Annotated in this window: 23 protein-coding genes and 42 tRNA genes; 6 read left to right on the forward strand and 59 right to left on the reverse strand. The window is 61.2% G+C overall.

The genetic code is table 11. From position 1 onward, the window contains the following. Nucleotides 1–60: 60 nt before the first annotated feature. Nucleotides 61–1,101 (reverse strand): recombinase RecA, encoded by a 1,041-nt coding sequence (gene recA / locus WDLP6_RS27715; protein ID WP_068673491.1) that lies wholly within the window; start codon nt 1,099–1,101, stop codon nt 61–63. Between the two features lie 182 nt (nt 1,102–1,283). On the opposite strand from recA, the gene WDLP6_RS27720 reads away from it, so the two are divergent. Then, on the forward strand, nt 1,284–3,578 hold the full coding sequence (locus WDLP6_RS27720) for an AAA family ATPase (protein ID WP_162570716.1): 2,295 nt from the start codon (nt 1,284–1,286) through the stop codon (nt 3,576–3,578). A 242-nt stretch (nt 3,579–3,820) separates the two neighbouring features. Further along, nucleotides 3,821–4,882, forward strand: coding sequence for a choice-of-anchor D domain-containing protein (locus WDLP6_RS27725; protein WP_162570717.1), 1,062 nt, complete (start codon nt 3,821–3,823; stop codon nt 4,880–4,882). Nucleotides 4,883–5,028: 146 nt separating this feature from the next. On the opposite strand, the gene WDLP6_RS27730 is transcribed toward WDLP6_RS27725, so the two are convergent. The 4 genes from WDLP6_RS27730 to WDLP6_RS27745 form a co-directional block, all read right to left on the reverse strand. Then, entirely contained in the window at nt 5,029–5,292 is a 264-nt protein-coding gene (locus WDLP6_RS27730; RefSeq protein WP_068673485.1) for a hypothetical protein, read from the reverse strand. Nucleotides 5,293–5,311: 19 nt separating this feature from the next. Further along, nucleotides 5,312–5,755 carry a hypothetical protein gene (locus WDLP6_RS27735; protein WP_162570718.1) on the reverse strand — a complete coding sequence of 148 codons (444 nt, stop codon included), beginning with the start codon at nt 5,753–5,755 and terminating at the stop codon, nt 5,312–5,314. 111 nt (nt 5,756–5,866) lie between these two features. Next, nucleotides 5,867–5,943 (reverse strand) — tRNA-Met (locus WDLP6_RS27740). A 231-nt stretch (nt 5,944–6,174) separates the two neighbouring features. Continuing rightward, entirely contained in the window at nt 6,175–6,657 is a 483-nt protein-coding gene (locus WDLP6_RS27745; RefSeq protein WP_162570719.1) for a hypothetical protein, read from the reverse strand. Between the two features lie 108 nt (nt 6,658–6,765). On the opposite strand from WDLP6_RS27745, the gene WDLP6_RS27750 reads away from it, so the two are divergent. After that, the gene (locus WDLP6_RS27750; protein WP_197893623.1) at nt 6,766–7,362 is read left to right on the forward strand and encodes a hypothetical protein; all 597 of its coding nucleotides are present in this window, start codon (nt 6,766–6,768) and stop codon (nt 7,360–7,362) included. A gap of 590 nt (nt 7,363–7,952) precedes the next feature. Here WDLP6_RS27750 and WDLP6_RS27755 read toward each other — a convergent pair. The 5 genes from WDLP6_RS27755 to WDLP6_RS27780 form a co-directional block, all read right to left on the reverse strand. Further along, nucleotides 7,953–8,384 carry a hypothetical protein gene (locus WDLP6_RS27755; protein WP_162570720.1) on the reverse strand — a complete coding sequence of 144 codons (432 nt, stop codon included), beginning with the start codon at nt 8,382–8,384 and terminating at the stop codon, nt 7,953–7,955. Nucleotides 8,385–8,520: 136 nt separating this feature from the next. Beyond that, a complete protein-coding gene (locus WDLP6_RS27760) occupies nt 8,521–8,964 on the reverse strand; it encodes a protein-export chaperone SecB (protein WP_162570721.1) in 444 nt (147 codons plus the stop codon). Nucleotides 8,965–9,046: 82 nt separating this feature from the next. Continuing rightward, nucleotides 9,047–9,565 (reverse strand): peptide chain release factor-like protein, encoded by a 519-nt coding sequence (locus WDLP6_RS27765; protein WP_162571144.1) that lies wholly within the window; start codon nt 9,563–9,565, stop codon nt 9,047–9,049. A 15-nt stretch (nt 9,566–9,580) separates the two neighbouring features. Continuing rightward, entirely contained in the window at nt 9,581–9,751 is a 171-nt protein-coding gene (locus tag WDLP6_RS27775; RefSeq protein ID WP_162570722.1) for a hypothetical protein, read from the reverse strand. 115 nt (nt 9,752–9,866) lie between these two features. Then, nucleotides 9,867–10,454, reverse strand: coding sequence for a hypothetical protein (locus WDLP6_RS27780; protein ID WP_162570723.1), 588 nt, complete (start codon nt 10,452–10,454; stop codon nt 9,867–9,869). Between the two features lie 151 nt (nt 10,455–10,605). On the opposite strand from WDLP6_RS27780, the gene WDLP6_RS27785 reads away from it, so the two are divergent. Continuing rightward, on the forward strand, nt 10,606–10,923 hold the full coding sequence (locus WDLP6_RS27785) for a hypothetical protein (RefSeq protein ID WP_068673467.1): 318 nt from the start codon (nt 10,606–10,608) through the stop codon (nt 10,921–10,923). Between the two features lie 41 nt (nt 10,924–10,964). Here the strand turns inward: WDLP6_RS27785 and WDLP6_RS27790 are convergent. The 33 genes from WDLP6_RS27790 to WDLP6_RS27950 all read right to left on the reverse strand — a co-directional run bounded on the left by WDLP6_RS27790 (nt 10,965) and on the right by WDLP6_RS27950 (nt 19,511). After that, nucleotides 10,965–11,042, reverse strand: a tRNA-Leu gene (locus WDLP6_RS27790). Between the two features lie 95 nt (nt 11,043–11,137). Beyond that, complete coding sequence (locus tag WDLP6_RS27795; RefSeq protein ID WP_068673465.1) at nt 11,138–11,752, reverse strand: hypothetical protein; 615 nt, start codon at nt 11,750–11,752, stop codon at nt 11,138–11,140. A 79-nt stretch (nt 11,753–11,831) separates the two neighbouring features. After that, nucleotides 11,832–11,907: transfer RNA gene (locus WDLP6_RS27800), tRNA-Thr, on the reverse strand. A gap of 13 nt (nt 11,908–11,920) precedes the next feature. Further along, nucleotides 11,921–12,418 carry a hypothetical protein gene (locus WDLP6_RS27805; RefSeq protein ID WP_068673463.1) on the reverse strand — a complete coding sequence of 166 codons (498 nt, stop codon included), beginning with the start codon at nt 12,416–12,418 and terminating at the stop codon, nt 11,921–11,923. 293 nt (nt 12,419–12,711) lie between these two features. Beyond that, nucleotides 12,712–12,788, reverse strand: a tRNA-Arg gene (locus WDLP6_RS27810). Nucleotides 12,789–12,826: 38 nt separating this feature from the next. Next, nucleotides 12,827–13,390 carry an HNH endonuclease gene (locus tag WDLP6_RS27815; RefSeq protein ID WP_068673459.1) on the reverse strand — a complete coding sequence of 188 codons (564 nt, stop codon included), beginning with the start codon at nt 13,388–13,390 and terminating at the stop codon, nt 12,827–12,829. Between the two features lie 156 nt (nt 13,391–13,546). Continuing rightward, nucleotides 13,547–13,906 carry a hypothetical protein gene (locus WDLP6_RS27820; RefSeq protein ID WP_068673457.1) on the reverse strand — a complete coding sequence of 120 codons (360 nt, stop codon included), beginning with the start codon at nt 13,904–13,906 and terminating at the stop codon, nt 13,547–13,549. A gap of 17 nt (nt 13,907–13,923) precedes the next feature. After that, nucleotides 13,924–13,998 (reverse strand) — tRNA-Val (locus WDLP6_RS27825). Between the two features lie 6 nt (nt 13,999–14,004). Then, nucleotides 14,005–14,079, reverse strand: a tRNA-Thr gene (locus WDLP6_RS27830). A 60-nt stretch (nt 14,080–14,139) separates the two neighbouring features. Continuing rightward, nucleotides 14,140–14,215: transfer RNA gene (locus WDLP6_RS27835), tRNA-Arg, on the reverse strand. Between the two features lie 7 nt (nt 14,216–14,222). Beyond that, nucleotides 14,223–14,298 (reverse strand) — tRNA-Lys (locus WDLP6_RS27840). 52 nt (nt 14,299–14,350) lie between these two features. Then, nucleotides 14,351–14,426: transfer RNA gene (locus tag WDLP6_RS27845), tRNA-Lys, on the reverse strand. A gap of 27 nt (nt 14,427–14,453) precedes the next feature. After that, nucleotides 14,454–14,529: transfer RNA gene (locus WDLP6_RS27850), tRNA-His, on the reverse strand. A 157-nt stretch (nt 14,530–14,686) separates the two neighbouring features. After that, nucleotides 14,687–14,777: transfer RNA gene (locus WDLP6_RS27855), tRNA-Ser, on the reverse strand. 28 nt (nt 14,778–14,805) lie between these two features. Beyond that, nucleotides 14,806–14,897: transfer RNA gene (locus tag WDLP6_RS27860), tRNA-Ser, on the reverse strand. Nucleotides 14,898–15,725: 828 nt separating this feature from the next. Next, nucleotides 15,726–15,803, reverse strand: a tRNA-Val gene (locus WDLP6_RS27865). Between the two features lie 97 nt (nt 15,804–15,900). After that, nucleotides 15,901–15,976 (reverse strand) — tRNA-Asn (locus tag WDLP6_RS27870). Nucleotides 15,977–15,992: 16 nt separating this feature from the next. After that, nucleotides 15,993–16,068: transfer RNA gene (locus WDLP6_RS27875), tRNA-Ala, on the reverse strand. Between the two features lie 647 nt (nt 16,069–16,715). Continuing rightward, nucleotides 16,716–16,791 (reverse strand) — tRNA-Thr (locus WDLP6_RS27880). A gap of 44 nt (nt 16,792–16,835) precedes the next feature. Continuing rightward, the gene (locus tag WDLP6_RS27885) at nt 16,836–17,015 is read right to left on the reverse strand and encodes a hypothetical protein (protein ID WP_068673455.1); all 180 of its coding nucleotides are present in this window, start codon (nt 17,013–17,015) and stop codon (nt 16,836–16,838) included. Nucleotides 17,016–17,027: 12 nt separating this feature from the next. Next, nucleotides 17,028–17,189 (reverse strand): hypothetical protein, encoded by a 162-nt coding sequence (locus WDLP6_RS27890; RefSeq protein ID WP_162570724.1) that lies wholly within the window; start codon nt 17,187–17,189, stop codon nt 17,028–17,030. A 44-nt stretch (nt 17,190–17,233) separates the two neighbouring features. Continuing rightward, nucleotides 17,234–17,503, reverse strand: coding sequence for a hypothetical protein (locus WDLP6_RS27895; protein ID WP_068673453.1), 270 nt, complete (start codon nt 17,501–17,503; stop codon nt 17,234–17,236). Between the two features lie 32 nt (nt 17,504–17,535). Beyond that, a tRNA-Cys gene (locus WDLP6_RS27900) sits at nt 17,536–17,609 on the reverse strand. A 150-nt stretch (nt 17,610–17,759) separates the two neighbouring features. Beyond that, nucleotides 17,760–17,835 (reverse strand) — tRNA-Ala (locus WDLP6_RS27905). A gap of 18 nt (nt 17,836–17,853) precedes the next feature. After that, nucleotides 17,854–17,940 (reverse strand) — tRNA-Leu (locus tag WDLP6_RS27910). A gap of 186 nt (nt 17,941–18,126) precedes the next feature. Beyond that, nucleotides 18,127–18,204: transfer RNA gene (locus tag WDLP6_RS27915), tRNA-Pro, on the reverse strand. A gap of 54 nt (nt 18,205–18,258) precedes the next feature. Then, nucleotides 18,259–18,335 (reverse strand) — tRNA-Pro (locus WDLP6_RS27920). Nucleotides 18,336–18,400: 65 nt separating this feature from the next. Continuing rightward, nucleotides 18,401–18,478: transfer RNA gene (locus WDLP6_RS27925), tRNA-Ile, on the reverse strand. A gap of 104 nt (nt 18,479–18,582) precedes the next feature. Next, nucleotides 18,583–18,668 (reverse strand) — tRNA-Pro (locus WDLP6_RS27930). A 19-nt stretch (nt 18,669–18,687) separates the two neighbouring features. After that, nucleotides 18,688–18,763 (reverse strand) — tRNA-Phe (locus WDLP6_RS27935). Nucleotides 18,764–19,093: 330 nt separating this feature from the next. After that, nucleotides 19,094–19,171: transfer RNA gene (locus WDLP6_RS27940), tRNA-OTHER, on the reverse strand. Nucleotides 19,172–19,266: 95 nt separating this feature from the next. After that, a tRNA-Lys gene (locus WDLP6_RS27945) sits at nt 19,267–19,343 on the reverse strand. 88 nt (nt 19,344–19,431) lie between these two features. Continuing rightward, a tRNA-Gln gene (locus tag WDLP6_RS27950) sits at nt 19,432–19,511 on the reverse strand. An 828-nt stretch (nt 19,512–20,339) separates the two neighbouring features. Here WDLP6_RS27950 and WDLP6_RS27955 point away from each other — a divergent pair. Beyond that, the gene (locus tag WDLP6_RS27955) at nt 20,340–20,564 is read left to right on the forward strand and encodes a hypothetical protein (RefSeq protein ID WP_162570725.1); all 225 of its coding nucleotides are present in this window, start codon (nt 20,340–20,342) and stop codon (nt 20,562–20,564) included. On the opposite strand, the gene WDLP6_RS27960 is transcribed toward WDLP6_RS27955, so the two are convergent. The 16 genes from WDLP6_RS27960 to WDLP6_RS28035 form a co-directional block, all read right to left on the reverse strand. After that, nucleotides 20,533–20,607: transfer RNA gene (locus WDLP6_RS27960), tRNA-Trp, on the reverse strand. The genes WDLP6_RS27955 and WDLP6_RS27960 overlap by 32 nt on opposite strands. Before the next feature lie 11 nt (nt 20,608–20,618). After that, nucleotides 20,619–20,695, reverse strand: a tRNA-Phe gene (locus WDLP6_RS27965). Between the two features lie 25 nt (nt 20,696–20,720). Continuing rightward, nucleotides 20,721–20,807: transfer RNA gene (locus WDLP6_RS27970), tRNA-Leu, on the reverse strand. 80 nt (nt 20,808–20,887) lie between these two features. Next, a tRNA-Leu gene (locus WDLP6_RS27975) sits at nt 20,888–20,972 on the reverse strand. A 28-nt stretch (nt 20,973–21,000) separates the two neighbouring features. Continuing rightward, a tRNA-Trp gene (locus WDLP6_RS27980) sits at nt 21,001–21,076 on the reverse strand. A gap of 23 nt (nt 21,077–21,099) precedes the next feature. Next, nucleotides 21,100–21,189 (reverse strand) — tRNA-Ser (locus WDLP6_RS27985). Between the two features lie 393 nt (nt 21,190–21,582). Then, nucleotides 21,583–21,669, reverse strand: a tRNA-Leu gene (locus tag WDLP6_RS27990). A gap of 15 nt (nt 21,670–21,684) precedes the next feature. Further along, nucleotides 21,685–21,760, reverse strand: a tRNA-Gly gene (locus WDLP6_RS27995). Nucleotides 21,761–21,862: 102 nt separating this feature from the next. After that, nucleotides 21,863–21,939 (reverse strand) — tRNA-Ile (locus WDLP6_RS28000). A gap of 36 nt (nt 21,940–21,975) precedes the next feature. Continuing rightward, nucleotides 21,976–22,053 (reverse strand) — tRNA-Gln (locus WDLP6_RS28005). Nucleotides 22,054–22,075: 22 nt separating this feature from the next. Further along, a tRNA-Tyr gene (locus WDLP6_RS28010) sits at nt 22,076–22,159 on the reverse strand. 38 nt (nt 22,160–22,197) lie between these two features. Then, nucleotides 22,198–22,286 (reverse strand) — tRNA-Ser (locus WDLP6_RS28015). An 86-nt stretch (nt 22,287–22,372) separates the two neighbouring features. After that, a tRNA-Gly gene (locus tag WDLP6_RS28020) sits at nt 22,373–22,447 on the reverse strand. A 10-nt stretch (nt 22,448–22,457) separates the two neighbouring features. Continuing rightward, nucleotides 22,458–22,544: transfer RNA gene (locus WDLP6_RS28025), tRNA-Tyr, on the reverse strand. Between the two features lie 88 nt (nt 22,545–22,632). Continuing rightward, nucleotides 22,633–22,708, reverse strand: a tRNA-Gly gene (locus tag WDLP6_RS28030). 688 nt (nt 22,709–23,396) lie between these two features. Continuing rightward, nucleotides 23,397–23,672 (reverse strand): hypothetical protein, encoded by a 276-nt coding sequence (locus WDLP6_RS28035; protein ID WP_146039483.1) that lies wholly within the window; start codon nt 23,670–23,672, stop codon nt 23,397–23,399. 211 nt (nt 23,673–23,883) lie between these two features. Between WDLP6_RS28035 and yiaA the strand changes: the two genes are divergently transcribed. Next, nucleotides 23,884–24,330 carry an inner membrane protein YiaA gene (gene yiaA, locus WDLP6_RS28040; RefSeq protein ID WP_068673451.1) on the forward strand — a complete coding sequence of 149 codons (447 nt, stop codon included), beginning with the start codon at nt 23,884–23,886 and terminating at the stop codon, nt 24,328–24,330. Nucleotides 24,331–24,385: the final 55 nt, after the last annotated feature.

Below are 24,385 nucleotides of genomic sequence, written 5' to 3' on the forward strand. Positions count from 1 at the left end.
TGCGGCGCGGCGGTCAATAAAAAGGGGCCGAAGCCCCCTTGCTGATGCCCGGCGAGTCGGTCAGGCATCGAGCGCGCTGGTGGCCTCGTCGTTCGCAGACACGGCGCCCGGCTTCGGCATCACCAGGGCGCGCACCTTGCCTTCGATTTCTGCCAGCAGGGTGGGGTTGTCGCGCAGGAAGTCGCAAGTGTTGTCACGGCCTTGGCCAATCTTCTCGCCCTTGTAGCTGTACCATGCGCCCGACTTCTCCGCCAGCTTGTGGGTCACGGCCAGGTCGAGCACCTCACCGGCCCGTCGCACGCCCTGCCCGAAGAGGATGTCGAACTCTGCAGTCTTGAACGGGGGCGAGACCTTGTTCTTCACGACCTTGACCTTCGTCTCGTTGCCGATGGCCTCGTCACCCTTCTTGATGGTGCCGATGCGGCGGATGTCCAGGCGCACCGAGGCGTAGAACTTCAGTGCATTGCCACCGGTGGTCGTCTCGGGCGAGCCGAACATGACGCCTATCTTCATACGGAGTTGGTTGATGAAGATGACGAGGCAGTTGTTTTGTTTGACCACAGCGGTCAGCTTCCGCAGCGCCTGGCTCATCAGGCGGGCTTGCAGACCGGGCAGGGAGTCACCCATCTCGCCCTCGATTTCAGCCTTGGGCGTCAGCGCGGCTACCGAGTCGACGACGATGATGTCGACTGCGCCGGAGCGGACCAGGGAGTCAACGATTTCCAGGGCTTGTTCGCCGGTGTCCGGCTGGCTGATGAGCAGGTCAGAGAGGTTGACGCCGAGCTTTTGGGCGTACTGCACGTCCAGCGCGTGTTCTGCGTCCACGAAAGCGCACTGCAGGCCCTGTAGCTGGCCTTCGGCGATGGTCTGCAGGGTGAGGGTGGTCTTGCCCGAGCTTTCCGGACCATAAATCTCAACCACGCGGCCGCGGGGCAGGCCGCCGATGCCAAGCGCGATGTCCACACCCAACGAGCCCGTCGACACCACCTCAATAGCCACCGGCGGTGCGTCGTCGGAGAACTTCATGATGCTCCCCTTGCCGAACTGCTTTTCGATGTGTTGGAGGGCGGCGGCGAGGGCTTTTTGCTTGGCTTCGTTCATGGGGGGTGCGTACGGTAGGAAAAATGGAGGAGGGACCCAGTAGGCAGGGCCTTCGGGCAGAGAAGCATTATAGCTCCCAAGCGTTTTAAAGTCCAGCAAAGTTGCGTTTTAGATGAGTCGCCTTGAGGGCGCCGGTGCCGCGTCCCTACACCTTGCAGGACATATTTCTCAAGGAGCAACAAATGCAAGTCATCAACATTCCCGCAGGTAGCCTGGCCGTTCTGTCCGGGCTGCCCGGGGCAGGAAAATCGCACCTGTTGCAAAACAGTCGTTTGCCGCACGGCATCGTGCAGTCGAGTGACGCTCTGCGTCGCGCGTTCGGTGGTGAATCGGTCTTCATCGCGGCCGATGGCCACGTGGTTTCCGAGCCGCTTCAATCGGTAAGCCTCCTTGTGTGGGAGACCATCGAAAAGGTGGTTGAGGAGCGCCTGAAGCAGGGGCTCACGACCATCGTCGACGCCACGCTCGTGGCGGACGAAATCCCCGGAAGCTTCGACCGCGCTCGCTTCGCCAAGATGGCCCAGCAAGCCGGCGTGCCGTTCAAGGTCATCATCGTCGATACTCCGATGGAGCGGGTGCTCGCCCAGAACGCGAGCCGAAGCGCTCGTGTGCCTGAGCGCGCCATCCAAGAGTTCCTCGAAGGTGTCACGGTGCCAGCGCAGGGCAAGGCCCCCGCGTACGTGCTTGGCGGCTATCAGCGCACCTCTCGCTTTCCTCACGAAGTCGTGACGTCCGACGCGGTAGTCCGCGTGGTGGCGCCTCTTCAGCTGGAGGGCGAAAACTGGGACATTGTCGGCGACATTCATGGCCTGCTGCGCGAACTGCGTGCCCTGCTCGAGAAGCTGGGGTACGAGGAGTGCCCAGACGGACTCCATCGCCATCGCGACGGGCGCCGGCTCCTTTTCCTGGGCGACCTGGTCGACCGGGGTCCGGAGAGCATCGAGACGCTGCGTTTCGTGATGCGTATGTGCGCGGCTGGGCTGGCAAAGGTGGTCATGGGTAACCATGACGCAAAGCTCGTCGCGTTCTGGGACACGGCCAAGCAGGAGAAGCTGGACTTCTGGCGCTCCTTCAGCAATGCCCAGACCGGCATGGAGCTGCTGCGCCTGCCTGAGGACGAGGGGGAGCGCATCATCGCGTTCCTGCGCTCGTTGCCGCACTTCGCAATGTACGAGAACGACACCCAGCGGGTGGTGTTCGCCCATGCCGACGCCAAGGCGTTCAATCTGATGCGAACCCCGCGCGACGAAGTGCTTCACGGCGCATCGAACTGGGGCCGATTCGACTCAGACGCGGCCATGCAGCGCTACCTCGACACGTACGACTTCTGCTCTGCCGAGCTGGTGCCGCCAACCAAACGCCAGTACTACATCCGCGGGCACATCCCGGGTACGAGCTGGCAGGTGAAGGTGGTGAGCCTGGACGCACACGCGTTTCAGAACGGCTCGTTGCTCGCAATGCGGCTGGATGACTACCTGAAGGGCAAGAGCTCGGTCGTGCCTCTGCCCACGACGTACGACTTTAATGCAGTGCAAGCTGCCCGGGTTGCACCCTACGTTGGCCTGCAGGAACTGGTGACAAACAAGCTGGCAACAGTGTCGACTGACACCCGCTACGGCTTGCGCCTCTTCAAGTACGCAAAGTCGGTGTTTTACGAGCACCTGTGGGGTACGAACAGTGCACTTCTGCGGGCGCGCGGCCATGTCTACGACGTGGCGGGCAACGTCGTCTCGCAGCCGTTCGACAAGGTTTTCAACTACAAGGAGGAGGGGGCGGGTCTCGACCTGGCGCCCGAGACTCGGGTGCGCGCGGTGGTGAAACTCAACGGATTCCTCGGAGTCGTGAGCCCCCACCCTGTGATGCGGTCCGACCTGCTGGTGCACACGACCGGTAGCTTCGAAAGCGATTTCGTCGGCTACATCAAGGACTTCATTACCGGCCCGGTTCGCGGGAAGATGCTAAAGCTGTTCAGCAAGCGTCCCTTGACGCTGATGTTCGAAGTTCTGCACGAAAAGGACCCACATATCGTTCCCTACGAGAAGGAAGACCACGGCTTGCACCTCATCGGCGCGCGCGAAATCCGACAAGGGTCGTCGCTGCTGACAGAAGGTGAGCTGGACGACCTGGCCGCAGAGCTGGGCTTCCGCCGGCCGGAGCACTTTGAGACGACGTTCGGTGAGCTGCTGAAGCTCAACGCCGCTTGTCACCACGAAGGCCACATGGTGCGGTTGCTCGACGACCAAGAGACGATGGTTTTGAAGCTTAAGGGCCCCGTGTACCTGACTTCAAAATTTCTCGCTCGCATGTCTGACGGCAAATGGAAGCACCTGTTCGCAAATCCCGCTTCCTTCAAGCTGCGAATCGATGAGGAGTTTTACTCTCTCGTCGATACTTTGACGACAAAGTTTTCGCTGGAGGCCATCCTTCAGCGCGACGAGCAAGAGAAGCTCGCGTTAATTCGCGAACTCGTTCTGTAGCATTCTTCCGCGCCGCCCAGTCTGTCTGGGCGGCGCATTTTTCGCGTTGGAGATTCCTTGCCCCCGGTGCCGGCCGGACTTGGATGCTGTTCAGGCCGCCGCGTGCAAACGGAGGGACGGAGTTCCACAGCTCGTAGGTGCAGCACTCGAAGCGGTCCAGGCTAACCCGCCTTTCAGATGGTTCGGCGCGGCGTTTAACGCACGTTACTACACGTGCAAACATGTTCCTCCCGGATGCCACAATGAAATCCCTCAACCGTTCCCTATTTGCCCTTTTGCTTGGAGCTTCTGTCCTTGCCCCGGCCTTTGCCCAGACAAGGTATACGCTTCGCGTCCCTACCCGCGGCATGGCGGTCGCGTCGCCGACCACGCCCGCCAGCCTCAGAGCGAGCCTGGCCGCTATTGATTTCGGCATCGAGGTCGGCGGCACCGGCCCATACACGCGGACCGTGACGCTGTCAAACACAGGCGATAGCCCCGTAACGGGCCTCTCCGTCAATGGTGGAGGTGAGTTCGGGCTGTCCGGCTGCGCTGGGGGAGCCCTCGCAGCGAAGAGTTCCTGTGACGTGTCGGTGAGCTATACCCCCGTCGCGACCCTTACCGGTCCGCGCTCCGGTACGTTGTCGGTCGCTGCGGAGGACCCGGCGGTCTCGCTCGATATTCCCGTGACGGCCGATACCCGGCAGAACATCTGGGCCACTCGCTCGCCATACACGGCGTCTACCTTCTACGGTGTCCCGTTCTCTACGACCGTGGAGATTCACAACCCGCCGAACGGCAAGCCTCAGCCCTTGACGCTTGCCATGCTGGACGGCAATCAGGGCTGGGAGCTCGACCCGTCCCTAGGGACTTGCCCACCGAACGGGTCTGTGCTCCCAGCGCCTCATTCCTGCACCATCGGAGTCAAGTACACGGCAGGCGACCTTCCGGGGAATGACGTCCTGCAGGTGAGCTCGCTTTTCTCGATTCCTGTCAAGGGGACGCCTTTGGCCAGCCAGGTTCGAGTAACGAGCGGAGCCGTGGCTATCGGCCCCCTCGCTTTGGGGGCGTCGGGTACCGCGTCGGTCGACCTCCGCGCGGATGGCAGCATGGGTGCCACCTTCAAATCCTGGGCGTTGCCGGCAGGGCCAGGCTGGGCTCTCGACTACTACACCTGCACGTCCGCGCTTACTGGCTTTGGCGGCAGCTGCAGGTTCAAGGTCACGTACACGAACACGACCGGTGTCGCCCCCGTGAACCCGAGCATGTCCATCGTGACCAATGTCGGCAAGGTGACGATTCCCATCGCAGTGACCGTGAACTGAGGCAGCGCCGCTGGGCGACTGAGAACGCTCAAAAGGGGCGCCCTAAGGGGCGCCCTGCTCTTTTCTCGCCTCAACCTCCGAAATGGAAAAGCCCCGGCGATTGCAGCCAGGGCTTGAATGAGGCAGGGGAGCTGGAGGCTCGTTGCTCAGAAGCGAAGGAGGTTCTTTCTGACCTTCACGCCGTAGTGTTCCAAGACTGCGGCCCGGAAGCGCTCCCACTCATCCTCCCCGGCGGGCGCATGGGTGCACATGAGGCACTCCTTGGCTCCCTGCATCTGGGCGGTGGCTGAGTTGTGAACGTCGATGCCGAACTTCTTGCTGAAACGTGCAACGCATGAGCCGTCGGAGGCATTCACCCAGACCGTGTCCCGGCTGCCGGAGACCTGGGTTTCGAATTGCAATGTTGTCATGAAGATGCGTGAGTAGCTGTCAAAACAGCGTGGATTGTCCTAGCGCCGTGTCCAAGCCCGCCTCGAAGCGGCGGAAGCCTGCGACCAGGTTGCGAATGTAGCGCGACTCGAGGCCTGCGCCTTCCCATGCTCGCGCAGCCTCGCTGCGGGCCTGGGTGAAGTGCGAACAGGTCGCGAGCCACTCAGAGCCGCCGCGGGCTTCGACCTCGGCAGCGAGGGCGGGGTGCTGGCGAAATTTGGCTGCAATGATTTCAACCATCATTTCGTCCCGGTCGGGGGCAACCTGCTTTGACACCTGATAGGCCGTCTCCGCATCAGGGAAACGCCGGCCGTTGTAGTGGAGGGGGTAGGACTGCTTGAGTACACCCTTTTGACGGGCCAGCTCCGTTGGGTTCGTCAGGGCAGCGCCCAAGGGGATTTCCGCACCGGAAAAGATGTTGAGAGGAGGGGCCAGGTTGGTCATGGTCTGTTTCGGGCGAGGTGCCCTGGAGTTCCTGATGAGGCGTGTAGGGACCCCGGGGGTCGCAGAGGCAACAGAAAGGCCCCGTGAGGCGCAATGCCTGCGGGGCCGAGCTGGTTGCGGGAAAAGGACTCGAACCTCTGACCTCTGGGATATGAACCCAGCGCGCTGACCGACTGCGCCATCCCGCGAATTCTTGGAGGCTTCAAGCGTCTCCGACACTTCGTGTACGCACGGGTTTTATCCGCATATTCCACAACCTCGACGCGCTTTTGCGAGGTTTCAGGGGCCAGCCACCTTCCCGGGCAGCTCGCCGAAAATCGCGGCCGCCTACGGGTCCGAGCTCCTGGATTGTGTGCTGCCGCGCTGCGACGGCACACGTGGAAAAGAGCGCCCGAAGGCGCTCTTGAGAATCGCAGCTGCTACCGCTTACCCGCGGCCTTGTCCAGCAAGCGCATGAGGCGCAGGTTGGCGTATTCGGTACTCCGACCGTTGGCAATCGGTAGCCAAAGATTCACCGAAATCCATTCGGCCACCGCGGCGGACCTGCTGATGCCGCCATGGCAGTGCACAACCAGCTTCAACTTCTCGTCGCTGAACCTGTGCAGCGTCAGGAAGTCGAAGATTCGCTTCGCATCCGTGAGCGTTGGCACCAGCTCGCCGGCCCCCTGGCAAAAGCGCGCGTGCTCTTCTGGTGTTGGCTCGTCTGGCCAAGCTCCGGGCGCAGCCAGCTTCAACTCTTCGTACGTGTCCTCGAAATTGAGAACAAGGACGCTTCGAAACCCACCGAGTGGGGGCCTGGCGTATTCCTCCGACCTGTCAAGGATGGAGATGACCAGGGTGTCAAGCGCAGGGCGCACACGCTTCATGCCATCAAGCGACAGAAAAACCAGTTCTTCAATCATGGGGTGTCCTCCTATGTGGTGTAGCGAGTGGAGGGCAGTGCCGGCGCTGTTAGCGCTTCGTTAGTCCGCTTCTCGCTATAAATGGTGTCACACACGGAGGACAATCATTTGAGGAAAATCTATACGGGCATCGGCTCACGGGAGACGCCCTCGGAGGTCCTGCAGCTCATGGAAGAGCTCGGGGTCGCTTTCGCAAAAGCGGGCTGGACGCTCCGTTCAGGCGGGGCCGACGGCGCAGACGACGCCTTTGAGCAGGGATGTTTCGCTGTCGATGGCGCGATGACCATCTTCCTGCCCTGGAAGGGTTTCAACGGCCGTACTTCGCCGCACTATGGCGGTGACGACAGCGATGCGATGCACCTCGCGTCGACTGTTCATCCCGCATGGGACACGCTGGGCCAAGGGCCCAAGAAGATGCACAGCCGGAATGCGTACCAGGTGCTCGGCCGAGAGCTCGACGAGCCTACGGACCTTGTGATTTGCTGGACGCGTGATGGTTGTGAGTCGCGCAAGACGCGAAACCGTGGTACCGGCGGAACCGCCACGGCCATCGTCATCGCATCGGACCGCGGCATTCCCGTTTTCAACCTGCGCAACGACGACAGTCGCCATCGTTTGAACGTCTGGCTTCATTCGGCCGGCATCGACTACCAGGTGCCGACCGAGTTCAAGCGACCTTCGCCGGTTCAGGTCGGCCTGTTCTGACGCTATTCACGAGCCCCGCACTTTGCGGGGCTCTTTTTCAGCTTGAGGCAGATGAGGGCGACGACGGTCCGGACGGTACGGGGGCTGAGGGTTTCTCGTCCCAAAACCCCGTGGGCTCGGCACCGAATACCACTTGGGGCGCCATCGGCTCTACGGACTGCAGTGGCGGGGTAGGTGGTGCAGGGGCCTCCAGTGCAACCCGCTCTGGTGCCGTCGCTTTGAAGGCAGCAATGGCCGCCACACTGACCGCCAGCAAGCCGCCTAGACCAAAGGCGAGGACGGTAGCCAATTCACCCGCGCCAAGGCTAAGCCGGACCATCCAGCCCAGGAGGCCGAGGCCAATTGCAGCGAAGAAGAAGGTTGGCCCCCAAGGAATCAACACCTCGTTCAAAAAGCTCGGCTTCGGGGCTGTTGCGTCCTCTGCCATCCGCATTAAATGCATGCGAGCCCACTGGATAGTGGTGCGCGCTTCGTCTGGAAGCGCGGTGAGCCCGGAGATGGCTCGCAATGAATCCGTCGCGCTCAAAACCGCTTTCAGCTGGGCGAGTGTGAGCTTGCCTTGTGGTGCGCCCCTTTCAGTCGTGGCCACATCAGCTCCCAAACTTCGTCATGATTAGAAAAATCACCGAAAGGGCAATTGCAACCGCGTTGCAGCCGAACACTAGGACCCATCGCTGCTGTCGCGCGCTACCCTCGTGTTCCAGGTGGCGATGCGCAGCCAGGATACCGAGGTAAAAGAGAATTGAAGCTGCGGCGAGGACCGCCAGCGCGGCCAAGGTCTTTGCCATCGCCTGTGTACAGCCGTCGCGCTGCGCCTTAATAACTTCGTCGCCCAAAAAGCCGACGCAAGCCGCCACTGTCGCCAGTAGCGCGTCTGTCGCCAAGAACCAGTCCTGGCGGACCAGCAATCCCCGTGAGTTTCGGGCCAGCGTCTTCCCGAGGCCGCCGCAAAGGTAGAAAGCCAACGGAATGCCGAAGATGACGGCATGCTGAACTTGAAGTGCCGCAATCAGGTCCTCCACGTGACCTCCTTCCAGGCTGGTCGACGCAGTATCTGAGCCCGTCCCGCTGTCGTCCACCGCAGCGGCACGCTGGCGCCCGCGCCACAAGCAGGAAAGCCCCACCGCTTGGCGCGTGGGGCTTCAGAGGGGTTAGTGCTTAGTGCAGTTGCTTAGGCGAGCCAGGCAACATAGCGCGCTCTGGGATGATGGTCGGCGGCTGGAACACCACAGGGGGCAGCAGGATGGTCGGGAAGCCGCTGCGCGACGTCGAGCTGGACAGGAGCTCCCGGATGTAGGGTACGAGCTGGTTGGGCACCCAGATGGCCAGGATGTGTTGCTTCGAGGCCTCGTCATGGTCGACGATTTCCACGATGCCTTCGACGACGTACTCGCCCGTCAGGACCTCGGCGCCTTCGACACGCCCCTTCAGGGTCAACGCCACCGAGGCGGCGTACCGGTTCTTTTCGGCAAGCGCGCGCCAGGTGTTCGCAATGTTGACGTCGAACTCGAACTTTCCGACGGCCTCCTGCGGAAGCTTCTTGGTTTCAAGGCGGGACGTACGCGTGAGGATGGCGTGCAGGTTCAGGGTAGGCTGGGTCATCGCAGATTGAGGGGAAAAGGCGCCAAGCGGCGGCGCCCGTCCCCTGTGAAGCAAGTGGTTTTAGCTGGGCCCGATGGGCGACTTACCTCAGCAAGTCCAGTCTGCCGGCCTGAACTGCCTCCAGTGGCGCCTTGCGCCCAGTCCTGTGGTCAGTGACGATGCCGTGCTGCGCGCTGTATGTGCGAACTTTGTCCCCGCGTTGGCCGGTGCCGACCTGGCGCCGCTTGTCCGAGGCGGCCGCGGCCGACAGACCGGAGTCCCACAACTGCTTCAAGCGCCGGGCCATTTCCACCCGCGCCTCGCGCCGGTTGTCGGCCTGAGAGCGGGAATCGACGGTAACGGTGATGCCGGTCGCGCGGTGAGTGAGGACCACGCAGCAGTCGGACTTGTTCCGGTGCTGGCCACCTGGTCCGGTGGAGCGCTTAAACCGCTCATCGAGCTCAGCCTCGTCGAGAACGAAGGCCAGCTTGCTCGTTTGCCGAACGGCAATGGTGACAGTTGAACTGTGCACCCTTCCGCGCCTTTCCGTGGGCGGGACACGTTGCCAGCGGTGGCCGCCGGCTTCGAGGCTCAGGTCTGCTGCGAGCGCTTCGCTGACCACAACCTCGAGGTTGAGTCAGCCCTTGGCGCGGGAGACGTGATGAACCTTCCCGCCGGCGCGGACGATGTGGTTCGACAGAATGCGAGCTTGGTCTTCGACCAAGAGGGCCGCATCTTCGCCGCCTTCGGCGGCATTGAGCTCAACGTTGAGCGTCAACATGGTTTCGGTAGACGATTTCAGTTTCATGATGAGTCCATTTGAAGGAGGTGAACGGGTCCTCGCTGCTGGTTGGCTTACGAGGGACCCAAAGGGTGTAGTGACACGAGAAAGAAAAAGAGGACCCGAAGGTCCTCTGGAATGGTCAGACGCGAACGTTGGTCTCGAAGACCTTCACGAAGTAGCCGTGCTGAGCGGCCCATTCACTGACATGGTAGGCCTCCGATTCGAACTGCTGGTTGCGCTCGTCGCCGAGGCGCAGCTGGATGGTCTCGCTGGAGTCTGTGTAGACCTCGCTGTCGGTCGCGCCGGTCACAGGGTCGGCAACGACGACGCGGCAGAGGCGCACCTGCTCCGAGAAGTCGCCTTGGTCCGCAAAAAACAGGTTTTCTGCATCCTGGAGCGCCTCACCGAACGCGGTGCGAGCGGCAGTTTCGGTTGCGCGAAGCTGGCCGATGACCTGCTCGCCGTTATCGCGCAGGTTCTTGAGCCGTGCCGCCTCTGCGTACTTCTCATCGCGCACGGCAACGCGAAGGAGGCTGGTAGCCTCCTGCGTTTCGGCTCGCGCCGTCGAGGTGGCAGCAATGGCTGCGTCCACCGCGCTACGTCGCTGGGCGAGGATTTCCTGGGCCTGCTCGAGGGTGGTCGGCTTGGCGCGCTCCGGCGCCTTCGGAGGCTTGGCTGCGGCGTTGCGTGGTGCGGTCACGGGAGCGGAAGGTTTCTTTTTGGTCATGGTGTAGCGTTGTGAGTTGGCCTACGGCGTATAGGGGAGGCCTTGCAAGCAGTCCGGCCGCGCTTGCTCAGGCGCGATGTGGCGCCACGTGGGTGCGGTACGGGAGGCCGGCCAATGGCTACACGACGCAGGAAAACAAAGGAGCATCGACTTGCACATTGCGGAAAAGCAGACTTTCGAACGGATGGTCGAGATGGAGGGTGACGCCTGGCGAAAGGCTCAACTGGCCAATCCCAATCAGCGCTACGGGTTCCATGTCTTGCTGACGGCTTGGCAGGAGCTTCAAGCTCTGGACCCGCTGGAGCCCGCTGCAGGCATCCGAGACATCGTCGCCGAGCCCGTCATCTACGGTGAAGGCGGCTACCACCGGTATGTCGTGTCAGACCAAGGCGAAGTGCGCTTCTCGAAGATGCACGCGCGCCAGGTCAACGTTGAAAAGGCAGTAGCCCTGGGCTTCTCGCTCACTTGAATTCAGCCGACCCTTCCGGGTCGGCTTCTCATTGGCCGCATTGGTCTCCGCGGCCGGCTTCGAACCGGCAACCAACAAGCTTTTAAAGCGAGCGCGTCTGCCAATTGCGCCACGCGGAGGATGAAAGCCCTAGACCGGGTCGGCGGACCAGGGGAAGGCTTAGGAACGAGAAGGGCGCCCGAGGGCGGCCCGATGCAACGAACCCCGGTGGGTCTCAGCCCTTACGGAACCTGGCCTGCGCTTCAGCAACGCGGACCCGGAGCGTCTCAGCCAACGATTCTCCCTCATCCTCCAGAGGAGTATTGAGTGCCGTCAAAAGCTCAGCAAGGCGGTTCTGCCAAAAGTGCAAGGCAGCCGTGCCGAAGAAGACCTGGATGACCCAGGAGACGACCAGGAGCGTCGTCACATACAACAGGCTGGCGCGGCCTCCCAAGAATAGGATGTCGTAAACCAGGGATGGGGCGAAGCCGGTGGCGCTGGCTACGAACGCCTGACGAACCGTCAGCGTCTGGCTCGGCGCAAGTTGGCGAAATGCGAGCTGGCCAATAAGTGCGGCTAGGGGCACGCCGAGCGCGACCACGAGGATGTCACCCAGCGGAAGCGAGAGCAACGGGAAGCGCAGTAGGAAGGCGCTCAGGCCGATAGCCGCCGCGGTAGCCCAGAACGCCCGACCGGCATAGCTCGCCTTGTCAGCAGCAACGAACTCGGCGCCTTGCTTGAGGAAGGACCCGGTTCTGGCTGCAACGTCGAACACGCGGCGGCCGGCCTCGGTTGCTTGCGCGGCAGCTTGTTCGGCGGTCTCGCGCCACTGGTCGGAGTTGGATTGCATGGTGGAAGGGCTTCGAAGCGCACGGGAGGGTTTGGAGCTACGGATGAGATGGTGGACGGGCCGCGAACGGGCTGGAAGATGGTGCCACTTGTCCGATTCGAACGGACGTCCAACTCCTTACAAAGGAGCTGCTCTGGCCTCTGAGCTAAAGCGGCGGGAGAAGGTGGTCTAGTCGAGGGCTCGCTCGAGCGCGCTGATGGCAGCGAAGCCAATCAGAAACTGGGCAAATAGGACGCCGAGCAATGCGCCGGCCATCCAAACCAAGCCTTCGTCGGTAGCCAGTTCGGCTGCTTCGCTGAAGCCGAAATCCATGAGGCCCACCGCGCGAAACAGGAGACTGAGCGAAGACCAGACAAGGAGGGAGCCAAAGCCGAGGCTGCAGGCAATGAAGGTCTGCATCCAACTGTAGCTTGAAGACATGCTAAGACGTCGGTAGACGAGCAACCCGGCGCAGGCTGCACCCGGGACGGCGATGAGCCAGACCCAGAGAAGAGGAAAAGGAAGGATGCCCACGAGGAATGAAAGCATCAAGTAGGCGGCAGGGATGGCCGCTACGCTCCCCCAGTACGGCAGGCGCCAGTTGTCGTCGTTGGCCCCAGCGAAGGGACTCTTGGCCTTCGGCGGAGTCGCGGGGAGGCGGCGGGTCGATTTGGGGGAATAGGCCATAGCGAGAATATGTGAGTTCTCCCGTGTAGGCCCCCGTCTTATACCTGGCGCGCCCTGAGCAGCGCCTCAAGAATGACGTTGCTGGGAATCGCAGCAGGGTGCTTCAGCGCGTCGAGAGTCTCACTCGTGATGCGCCTGAGGTCGCGCTCAACGTGAGAGCGCAACGCAGTACTGGAGGCGCAGGGCGTTCCCGCTCGATAGGCCGCGTCGCGTCGATAGAGGGCGCTACGGGCTTGTTTTGATGGGAGGGTGACCATGGGGGCCTCCTTGCCTGTAGGTCGTGTTGCGAAAAATGGAGCGCCCTGCAGGAGTCGAACCCGCATGTTTCCCTGTAGAAGAGGGATGCCTCAGTCCATTCGGCCAAGGGCGCGCAAAAGAAAAAGCGGGGCTTCGGCCCCGCTTTTGCACTTAGGAGTGCAGCCGGCTGTGCTTCGGCACACGTGCGAGCAGGAAATCTGCTTGGCTAGCCAAGATGTTCCGGCTCTCAAGGATGAGCGACTCAAAGCGGCTCGGCCTGTACGGTAGGTAGAGCAACGGCATGCCTGCCTGTTCCGGCGTGCGGCACCCCTTGCGTTGGTTGCAGGGGTGGCACGCACTCACGAGGTTCTCCCACGAGTAGGCCCCGCCCTGCGCGTCAGGGGTGACGTGCTCTGCCTCGAGCTTGTCGTGGCTGAAGCGTTCCCCGCAGTACGCGCAGATGTGCAGGTCACGCTTGAAGAGGCGCCGGCGGTCGAGGGGCGCGTAGTTGAAGTCGGTGACGACATGCGACTTGCTGTCCACAACCAGGATGGAATGGACTTCAAGAATCGACTGCTTGCCGGTCTTCGCGTTCATGCCGCCGCGCAGTGTCATCGCGACGTCGCCGAAGGACGTCTGCACGATGCCTCGAGAGAAGAGGTTCAGGGCCTCAGCCGCTCCAATCCACCGGTCAGGCGTATATGCGCGGTCGACGGCCAGGATACGGGGTTCCATACTTGGCTCCAGGTTCAGGTGGGGAGAGATTCGCGCCCACGCCGGCTGGCGAGGACTGCGAGAAAAGTTCGGCTACCCCCTGCCTCGTCTAGCGACTGGAGCTGCGAAAAGTGGGGCTCCGGGTTAGGTTGATGAGAGGCGTCGCACGCGTGCGCCTTAGAGTTCGAAAGGCGCCGGCAGCCCATTGGTGACAAAAAGCTGCTGCAGCGCATGGATGGTCATGCCGGTCTTGCGAGCAGCAAGGCGCGCGGAGCACCAGCCGCAGTCGATAGCGCGGTGAAGCCTGACCACAGAGTCATAGTCCTGCGCCGTGGCCGGCGTCCAGCTTGTCAGCAGTCTGATGATGGAGAGGGTGCGGTCAACGCCGGCGGCAACCTTGGGGTCGCGAAGCTTGAGAGCAAATGTGGCGTAGTCGCTCTCCTTGACGTGGGCCTGGATGGCCGGGTCGGGCGTCAGTTCGCAGAACACGTTCTTTGCATGTTCGAGCTCGGCTGGGGTCAGGGTCGCTGTCGTCATGGTGTTCTCCGGTGAATTGGTACGCGACGGTGGTCTCGAACCACCGACCTCTTGGATGTCAACCAAGCGCTCTACCCCTGAGCTAGTCGCGCGAGGAATGGTGCCCACGGTCTGAATCGAACAGACGTAAGCCTGCCTACGATGCAGGAGCACTACCACTGTGCTACGGGGGCGGGTATGGGTCGTGAAGGGAGGGGGTTTAGCAGCAGCTGCTGGTTACAGCTGCCGATGTGTGGAGCGCCATGCAAGGTTTGAACTTGCGACCGAGGGTCTAGGAGGCCCTTGTTCTATCCACTGAACTAATGGCGCGCGAGGGTGGTGGGCCGCCCCGGTTTCGAACCGGGGACCTTCGGATTAAGAGTCCGTTGCTCTGCCAGCTGAGCTAGCGACCCGATGTGGTGAGACTCGAACGCGCAAGGGCGCCGTCCGAAAGAAATGTTGGTGTGGTGGGCCGCCCCGGGCTCGAACCGGGGACCTACGGAGTAAGAGTCCGCCGCTCTTCCAGCTGAGCTAGCGACCCACGAAATTTGGAAGCAAGAGAGTGCTTTGGGTTGAACGACGAGATTCGAACTCGCGATGGAAGGGTCACAGCCTTCAGCCTTGGACCGCTAGGCGACGTCCAACCCAAAAAACTCTCGAACGGGGAGGGGAGGCCAGCGCGACGGTGCGCTGACAGCAAATTGGTGGGAGGGAATCGGGCGTCTTACCCTTCCGCTTGTTCGCTTTTCAGACCACCCTCCCGGCGGCCTCGCGGCGGTCGTTTCTCTTGCGCAAGATTGATGGCGGAGAGCCAGGGAGTCGAACCCTGTCGCCTATTCATCACAGACGCCTGCTTTCCAAGCAGGTGCATTGACCGTCCTGCCCGCTCTCCGTGTGGTGTAAGGGCGCTACCCCTGAATTGGCGGAAGTGGAGGGATTCGAACCCCCGGGCCGTCTTGCGACGGCCAGCTGTTTAGCAAACAGCCCTCATAGGCCTCTCGAGCACACTTCCAAAAACATGTTCTAGCCTGGCCGACGGTTGTGTCGGTGCGGGCTGACCCAGCCAGGCCGGTGCGCCTTTGTTGGGGCGGCGGCAAGGGCCGTGGGATTTTCGGCACCGACTGGAGACAAGGTCGATGCCAGGAGCATCGCTCGAAGTTCAGGGAGCCTGTCGCGCGGCGTCAGAACTGAACTGTTGAAGCACCACACGCCGGCAACTTGGTGAAGGTGCCTCAGCTGATGGTGCAGAAGGCAGAGCACCTCAAGATTCTCCTTTTCGTTGTGCCTGCGGTTGCCGTCAATATGGTGTACGTGCAGTACCGGCCGGAACGCGCACCCGCAGTCCGCGCATTTCGCTCCTGGGGTTTTCGCCAGGTCTCCGTATCGCGACTTCGCGGTGCCGTAATGAGAAGGCTTTACCTGAGGCACCGCTCCACCAATCTTCTTGGCGGCTGACAGGCATCGGTGCGAGCAGAACACCAGGCCAGACTTCGCCGCATCAATTCGGCTTTTCGTGGCGCTCACGGTCGTGCCGCAGACTGGGCAGGGGACACTGAAGCGGCTTCTTGCGAGGCCCGCGGCGGTCGAACACGCCAGCGAACAAAACGCTTGCTTCGGCCGACTTGCCGACACCGTCAAGCGGCGCACGAAACTCTTTGAGCAGTGTTCACACTCGTGCCATTCGCCCGGTCGGGACCTTCCGCTCTTCTCGACGAAGCGAGGCGGACCGGGCAGGGATAGTGGTGGCTTGCGAGACACCCATCGTGAAGCGTGTCGATTTAGCCGCCGGTGAACGGCAAGGATGCGCCTGGGCTCAACAATGGCGCGGACTTCGGAACGGTGGTACCCGGTGTCTGATTCGAACAGACGACCCCCCGCATGTAAGGCGGGTGCTGCTAACCAACTGAGCTAACCGGGCGTTGCAGGGAATCAAAGCTGCCCAAGCCCGTCAGGACGACAAGGCTGACTTCAATTGCCAGGTGTGGGACCTCCACGGGCCTGGGCAGGTTGATGTATGGCTCCAAGGGAGGGCATCGAACCCCCGACCACGCGAGTAACAGTCGCATGCTCTACCAGCTGAGCTACCTTGGAATGGAAACGTTGTGGATGGTGGAGCTGACCGGAGTTGAACCGACGACCTCATCGCTGCCGGCGATGCGCTCTTCCAGTTGAGCTACAGCCCCGTGAGAGGGGGGAGATAGGGCCCGTCTTGTTAGCACGGGGGATGGGTAACCTTCATTGCCTGTTTCCAGGCACCAGGCGGTATCGCGAATCCCCCCTGGCTGAGTACCCTCCGGGTGTCGCTGGCGTTGCCGACAACGTCTCTCCGGAGCTACGTATGAAGTCTCGGCGCGGCGCGGTACTCACCCTGCTCCCTACAGTCTCAGCGTGTGCATCTGAGCGGAAGCGGGCTTTCCCGCGGCTTACATCACCTCAACCACGCCTTCTGAGCCAAGAGTTCAACTTGGGACCTCCGGACTTGTCCGGTGCTCTGAGCTTCCTTGAGCTATCTCAATGCGTGGAGGTCGTGACTTACGGACGACCTGTCGACAACTCCCCCGCCGACTGGGTTAACTGATGCTGCAAGCAGGGCTCGCACCTGCGTCCTGGGCCAATCGCCCCGCTCTGACCATCCGGCAAGGTTTGCCGAACTTGTCCGCGCACACCGCGGCCGTGATTGAGCTATTGCGCATCAGAGGCCTCGCGGCCTCCCGTGGACACTCACCCTAAGGTGCACCTGCCATCGGGTCAGGTGTGAGACGCGGGCCTGCTTGTCGGGGAAGGCTCTTGCGAGCGTTCGGCGAATCGGCGATTCCGGCTTCTCAAAACTTGGTGCTGACGAAGGGCTTCGAACCCCTGACCTCTCCCATACCAAGGGAGTGCTCTACCAACTGAGCCACATCAGCGTTTGCCGCTCTTGCGAGCAGCGAGCAACCTATAGGGCGCCGTTTTATACGCGGGCAGCGTCTCCGCGAGGCTGGCCGGAGCCGGCCGCGCAGGCCTGGAAGATTCCGGTGAACTGCTCGACGAGCTTGTCGGCAACCATGTTCATCCGCTTGATGAGCGCCACGCACTCGGCCCGGGTGGTGGGCCGGTGCGCCGGCGCGGTGCTGAGGTCAAAGTCTTGCATCGTGTGCTCCTGTCATTGGCGCTTCTTGTCCTGCTCGGCCTGGCAGGCCTCGAAGACAGCGTCAAGTTGTTCGTTCACCTGCTGGATGAGGCTGAGCGCCTCGTCGAGGAGGGCGATGTAGTCAGCCTTGGTCTTGGGCTTCACCATCGCGTAGATGTCGAATCCGAGGTCCATCATGTTGTGCTCCGGGGTCTATGCCCGCGCAGCACCTGCGCGGGTCAATGAAGGGGACGGGGCAGGGTCAGTGTGGCCAAGAAGGCCTTGACGCTTGCCGGCAGTTCGGACTGAGCGCGGGGAGCGGCGACGACATGGCCTAAGGCCAGTGCAGCTTCTGCTCGCAGGAGCTCGTCGATAACAACGACCGGGGAGACGTCAGCCTTGGCGGCGACGGTGAGATGGATGCTTTGGAGGCCCTGGGCGTGCTCTTTGGAGAGCCAGGCCGCGAAGGCATGCGATGTAGCTTCGGGAAGCTGCGCCGATGTGGTCATGGTGCGGTCCGTTCAAGAGACGTGGGCTGAGATGGAGGCGGCACCCGGAGTCGAACCGGGCTACACGGATTTGCAATCCGCTCCCTAACCGCTCGGGCATGCCGCCATCGAGGGATTCAATAGGCCGGTGGGGTATCCGTCACCCGGCTTCCACCAGGCTCCTTCCCATCCTCCGTTTGCGCAGCGTGCACATTAACACCCGTGCGGGGATTCTGACCGCTGCGCCCCTGTCGGGCTTGCCTTACCTATCGAAATCTGGTGGAGGTGACAAGAATCGAACTTGCGACAATCTGCTTGCAAAGCAGGCGCTCTACCAATTGAGCTACACCCCCGAAATCCGTTGAAACATGTGGTGCGCGTGAAGGGAATCGAACCCCCACGCCCTTGCGGGCATCAGGACCTAAACCTGGTGCGTCTACCAATTCCGCCACACGCGCATTTCCGTTCCAAATAGCTGAACACCAGAACGCGTCCGCTACCTCGGTCCACGCCACCCCCGGTATGAGGGGACACCCCTCAGGAAGCCGGGTCCGGCTAGCGACGGGCACTGGTGCACAGCTATTTGGAGTCTCTCTTCGAGACGTTGTTGATGGTTTAGAAGCCGGTTTTATCCGTTGCTGAGATGGTCGGCGCGGCCGGATTCGAACCGGCGGTCTCCTCGTCCCGAACGAGGCGGATTGACCAGACTTTCCCACGCGCCGTGGTTGTTGGGCCGGACCGGGGTCCGGGTCGTGGTGCCTTGGTGAGAGGCGAATTGGTCGGCCTGAGAGGGTTCGAACCTCTGACCCCCTGCACCCCATGCAGGTGCGCTACCAGGCTGCGCTACAGGCCGATTGAGTGGTTGCCCAAGGGAGGGATGAGGCCGCGCGCTGCGGGGTGTGCCGCGGCGGCCGGTGATGGTAGAGAGTGACGGATTCGAACCGACGTACCCTGGCTTATGAGGCCAGCGCTTGAAACCAACTCAGCTAACTCTCCGTGTTCTTGGTGTCAGCCCTGAGGGCTGAGGCCGAAATGCTTGGCCGCCTTGGCCAGGATGTCGTCGATGACTTGTTCCATGATGTCCTTGTTGTGGTTGATGTTGGTCGGGGAGACAGGATTTGAACCTGCAAGGCTTTCGCACCGCGTCCCAAACGCGGCCCGCTACCAGGTTACGGTCTACACCCCGAGAGTTGATGATTAAGAAGTGGCCCAACCAGAACGATTCGAACGTCCGTCTGCGGGGTTTCAAGCCGCTGCTATGCCTCTCTCAGCTATGGTTGGATGGGTATTGTTGTTAAATCCGGCGCGCGTGCCTCAGGACGAGCTGCCGTGCGAGTGGTCGAGCCGGCGGGATTCGAACCCGCCTTACGGGGCTACCCGGGAACTACTCCGGGCGCAGACTTGTGTTGGATGACGCGCTTCCCTTGCTTGTTGAAGGCCACCTTGTTGCCAAGGCCGCTATAGGTGCTTCTGCAACCGTGCCACGTATCTGCCTTGCGAGCTCGCCGTACCGTGTTACCGGGCCTCGTTCCGTTCTACGAGGGCACCTTCCGTCAGTGCATCGGCCCGAAGCTGGTACTCCGCGGCGCCGGCGCGCCGATGGATGATTGTTGGGGGTGCGTGAACGATTCGAACGTCCGGCCACCGGTCCCAAATGACCGGTGCTCTACCAGGCTGAGCTAACGCACCCGTAATGGGTAGCCCGCCGGAGGCGAGCTTGTTGGCAATGGTGTCCCATTGCGCTGTACGAAGAAGCCGTCTTCTGGCTGCTTGGCACAGGACACTGGTGGAGGCGTAGGGAATCGAACCCTCGTCGTCCGGGTAAAAGCCGGATGCTCTGAACCTGCTGAGCTACGCCTCCTCGTGTTTTCGTGCTTTCGGTTTTCGTGCCGAGCCACGTTTTCGCTTGTTGGACATTTCGTCTCCTTGTGAGCGGTTGATGATGACGGTGGCAGGGGAGGTCAGATTCGAACTGACGAACATCCTGGCTCAGAACCAGGCGGCTTAGACCACTTGCACACACTCCCCGACAGAACTCTGCGCCCTGACTTGTGGCCAACACGACTTGCAGGCACGACCTGCCGCTTAAACTTGGCTCTCTATGCTCCCTATGCCAGAAGTCTTCGTGCATTGCTTTGAGTGCCGCCGTCACTTTGGAACGCTCAGCGCCCTGAATGGACACCTGAGGGTTCATCTTCCTAGCCATGAAGCCTTCCTCGTGAACTCAGCGAGGGCCAACAGGCATAGGGCAGCGTTGCGGTTCGAAGCGGAAGAAATTGCGCATCAGGCGAACCCGAAGCGCTGCCTCCAGTGCTCTGAAGTGCTTCCGTACAAGGTGATTCGGGACGAACCTTCGACGCGGTTCTGCGGCAGGTCCTGCGCTGCAAAGTGCACCAACAGCGCACGTGGTAGCCGAAGCCAGGAGACGCGGCACAAGATTGCGGCCGCCGTTTCAGCTTATCGGCGCGCCAAATCGCCTCCGAGACTACCCGTCGCTTCGAAGCGCCGCCGCGTAACCATTGAGCGCTCTGCGCCAAAGACCGTGCCGGCTAAGGCAGTAAGGCGGTTAGTTCGGCTCGACCGCCTCAACAAAGCCTTGGTCGCCGGTCCATACAGCCAGCTGTTCCACTGCTCGTGCTCACATTGCGGCAAGGTCACCGTAGGCCGCTGTAAGTCTAAGTTTTGCGTGGAACATGTCGGTTTGTACGGAAGGGAAGGTCGCTACCGCTACGCCTTCACGTTCAATCCCTTCTCGCTTCCTGAGGTGTTCGGCGAGACAACGCTGCGCAGCTTGGCCGAAAAAGGGTTCTGGTCTCCCGCGAATCCTGAGGGTCTTACAAGGGACCATCGAGTATCCGTGAACGAGGCCATCAGACGAAACCTTGACCCGTTCTATATCGCCCACCCAATCAACTGCGAGCTCATGACGTGGCATGCAAACAACCGGAAGAAGACAAAGAGCAGCATGGCCTACGATGAGCTTGTGGCCATGGTAGACCGCTTCGAAGCGAGGAGGCTTTGCTCAGTGGGTGCAGCAGTCGACCAGACAATGGCAGGCGGTGAAGGATTCGAACCTTCCTAAGCTGGGTTTGGAGTCCAGTGCACGGCCACTGTACCAACCGCCCGTACGAAGAGATGGTGCCAAGGGCAGGAATCGAACCTGCGACGCACGGATTTTCAATCCGCCGCTACTACCAGCTGAGCTACCGAGGCGAGAGTTGTTTGGGGTGAGTTGAGATGGTGCCCCAGACGGGACTCGAACCCGTATGCCTTGCGGCGCTGGTTCCTGAAACCAGTGTGTCTACCAGTGTTCCACCACCGGGGCGTGACGTTGACGGCGCTCGAGGCCTTTGAGCCGAGCTGCCAGAGTTGAGGGCCGCGTTCAGAGAACGGGTTCTCGTGTGTTGGTGCGCTCGGCGAGGGTCGAACTCGCCTGCCTTGCGGCGCCTGATTTTGAGTCAGGTGTGTCTACCGAATCCACCACGAGCGCGGGGTTGTGAAGCGCGATGTCAACCTGTTGGCAGGGGCAGTAGGAATCGAACCTACAACCTTCGGCTTTGGAGGCCGCTGCGCTGCCAGTTGCGCCATACCCCTACAGGGATGACATCGATGATGTTTGGAGGAGGGCATCGGATTCGAACCGATGGAGGATTCTCACCCTCGCCAGTGTTCAAGACTGGAGCCTTAAGCCGCTCGGCCAGCCCTCCGGAAAAGGTGTTTTATGAGCCGACCGGATTGTGGGATTGCGGCCCCGTGCACCGGTTTTCGGACCTGGAATCAGAATCCGCGGAGCATGGGACGTCGAACCCCCATGCCTGCATCCGACGCTCCCCCTTCGACCTCCAAAGGAACGCACGTTCATACCGTGGTGCGGCTCATAGAACACTTCTGTTCATGCAGCAGCGCTCGTGAGCTGAGCACTCCTGCATGAAGCCCCTTCAGGGCGTCACGCACCCGGTCTTCCCCGGGTGCCCGCGGCTTGTCGCCACTGAGAGGTCTCGTCGCCCTGCGCGTCCGCAGGGTTAGCCTGTAAATCCAGGCGAGGTGTTGCGCTGTATCGCACGGCCCGTTGGAGCCATGCGAGCGTTCCGAGACTATTCTGGTGCCCGAGGCGGGACTCGAACCCGCACGGCCTTACGGCCACTACCCCCTCAAGATAGCGTGTCTACCAGTTCCACCACCCGGGCAAATGGGAATCGTATTGGAGCGGGCGACGAGATTCGAACTCGCGACAACCAGCTTGGGAGGCTGGAGCTCTACCAGCTGAGCTACACCCGCATTACGATGCGGACGAGTGAAGTGCAGCGGGATGACCCCGGCCCCGTACTTCCAAGTCCTTCTTTTCACGTGTATCAAGAGCGTTTATCGCTCCCGAAGTGTTGGTGGTCAGCCCCAGACTCGAACTGGGGACCTATCGCTTATCAAGCGATTGCTCTAACCGACTGAGCTAGCCGACCGTGTTGACAGGCTCGCCGCAGTGCGACGAGACGAATTGGCAGAGGAGGCAGGATTCGAACCTGCGGATGCCTGAATCAAAATCAGGTGCCTTGGACCAGCTTGGCGACTCCCCTAGAAAACCTCGAAAGCACTTTGTGGGCAGTGATGGATTCGAACCACCGCGTCCTTTGGGGAAGCAGGGTTACAGCCTGCCGCAATCAGCCACTCTGCCAACTGCCCACAAAGTACTCTCGATGCGTCTTGCGACGACTTGTATGTGGCGGAAGATGAGGGATTCGAACCCCGGTCCCCTCGCAGAGCCGCCTGTTTTCGAAACAGGCGCCATAGTCCACTCGACCAATCTTCCAGGTGCCTTTGACGCTGGCGGGCGGCCTGGTGACGTGGCGTGGAGCCAACCTGCACAGGCTTCGGTCTCGAGCTACTCGAGCAATCTGGAGCGGATAGAGGGAATCGAACCCTACGTCTTAAGCTTGGAAGGCTTCAGCTCTGCCATTGAGCTACATCCGCGTGTTGATGATGGTGGGTGTCCAGGGGTTCGAACCCCGTGTGCCGTAAGGCGTCGAATTTACAGTCCGATGCAGTCAACCCATGCTGCTCGACACCCGCGTTTTTCGCTCCGGTTACGGTTCCGGATGCCACCTTGTCTACATGGCCGGTTTAGCAGTCGCCAGCTACTGCCGGCGACCAGGTTGTGGAGCGGATGAGGGGGTTCGAACCCCTGGCCTCGACCATGGCAAGGTCGCGCTCTACCAACTGAGCTACATCCGCGTGATTTTCGAACTACCGGGCGCCAAACTGTGCCCGCCAGTATCGGAAGTTCCTCTCGTAGCAGCGCTCCATCTGTTTCACGGTGAAAACTCACCAACCGTCCAGGGTGCGGGCCTGGTGCGGAGCTATAAACCCGATGGATGGGCCCCTTGAGCGCCCGTTCCTGTTACCAGGTGCACTTCGCCTTGGGATTTTTGCATGCGCTGCTACGAAAGGGCTCTTGCGAACCCTTCCGGGGACCACCTCCTGCGGTGTGCAGGCTCGACATCCGTTATAGATGCCAGGCCGGTCCCTTGTGTTGCTTGGGGAATGTTCGCATCGTCCTATCTGGTGTGGCATCCAGTCGCGACCGCTTTCTGTCGAAAGTTGCGGCTGGAGGGGCACGCCACGGCACCACGCCCTCGAAGCATGATGTGTTTCCGCAGCTACGGCAGGTCACCGTACCAGGACTCCGCGGGTAATTCCCGCAATGAATTTTTAAAGAGCGCGGCTGTTAGGCCGGATGTCGACGATGCGACTGACCTTTCGGTCACGAAGCAATGAAGCTTCGGGCTGAACCTCTTCGGTTCTGCCGGTCGGGATACGCTCTTCGGGGATTCCGCCCGCTGGGGGCTGGTGTGAAACCTGGAATCAACTCTTTGCGGGTCCCGCCGGTGCTAACCTGACGGGACTGCTGGAGTCTTATTCGTCAGGTAAGCCGGTTGTTGCTGTTAAACCATCCCTGGATGCTGTTGCCAATCGAGGCGACTGCGAGGACGGAGCACTTGGGCGTTGAGGGAAGCGACGGTTGCTGATAACCGCCTGGCAGCGCCCTGGGGGCGTGCGCAACCACGCTGTGCAAGGAGCACATCGCGGTTGTCAGGTTGGTCATCTGCGTTTTCATGGCTGAAAAGTCGTCGTTCGTTGAAAGAGTTTGGTTGTGCAGCTTTCGCTGCGGTTTCCGTTTTAAGGCGGTGATGAGCATTATAGCTCACTGGGTTTATACGTCAACAACTTCTTACAAAATTATCAGTCGGTGACGTGGATGGCGAGTGTAGCCGCATGTTTTATCCGTCGCAACCATTTTTGCGTAGGTAGAAACCCGCATTCATCCGCAATGTTGTGTTTTAGGTGCGTTAGGCGCCCGCCAGCAGGCTCGGGCAGCTATCCCTATAGAGGGCACCACAAGGAAACTCATGACAATCCTCACGCACCACAAACCGACCTCGGCCTTCATCGGCGCCTCATGGGCTGCCCTCCTCATCGGCATACTCGCATACCTGGTCGGGCTCTGGAACAGCGAACTGCAGGTCAACGAGAAGGGATACTACTTCGCGATTCTGATGTTCGGCTTGTTCTCGGCCGTGTCGCTCCAGAAGAGCGTGCGCGACCGAGCAGAAGGTATTCCGGTGACCGACCTGTACTTTGGAATTTGTTGGTTTGCCATCGTTTGCTCCCTCACGCTGCTGGCAGTGGGACTGTTCAACGCGAACTTCCAGCGCTCGGAGAAGGGCTTCTATGCGATGGGGTACGTGCTCAGCCTGTCCGCTGCGGTGACCGTGCAGAAGAACGTGCGCGACTCGGGACCCAAGGAGAAGCGCAATGTGCCAGATGACGTTACCGGCCTGCATGACAGCGTGTAACCCTGAGGTGCGGTAGCCTACCCGCCCTTATTGAAGAAAGCCCCCGCCTCGTGAG

The sequence above is a fragment of the Variovorax sp. PBL-E5 genome, assembly GCF_901827185.1.
Taxonomy (GTDB): Bacteria; Pseudomonadota; Gammaproteobacteria; order Burkholderiales; family Burkholderiaceae_C; genus Variovorax.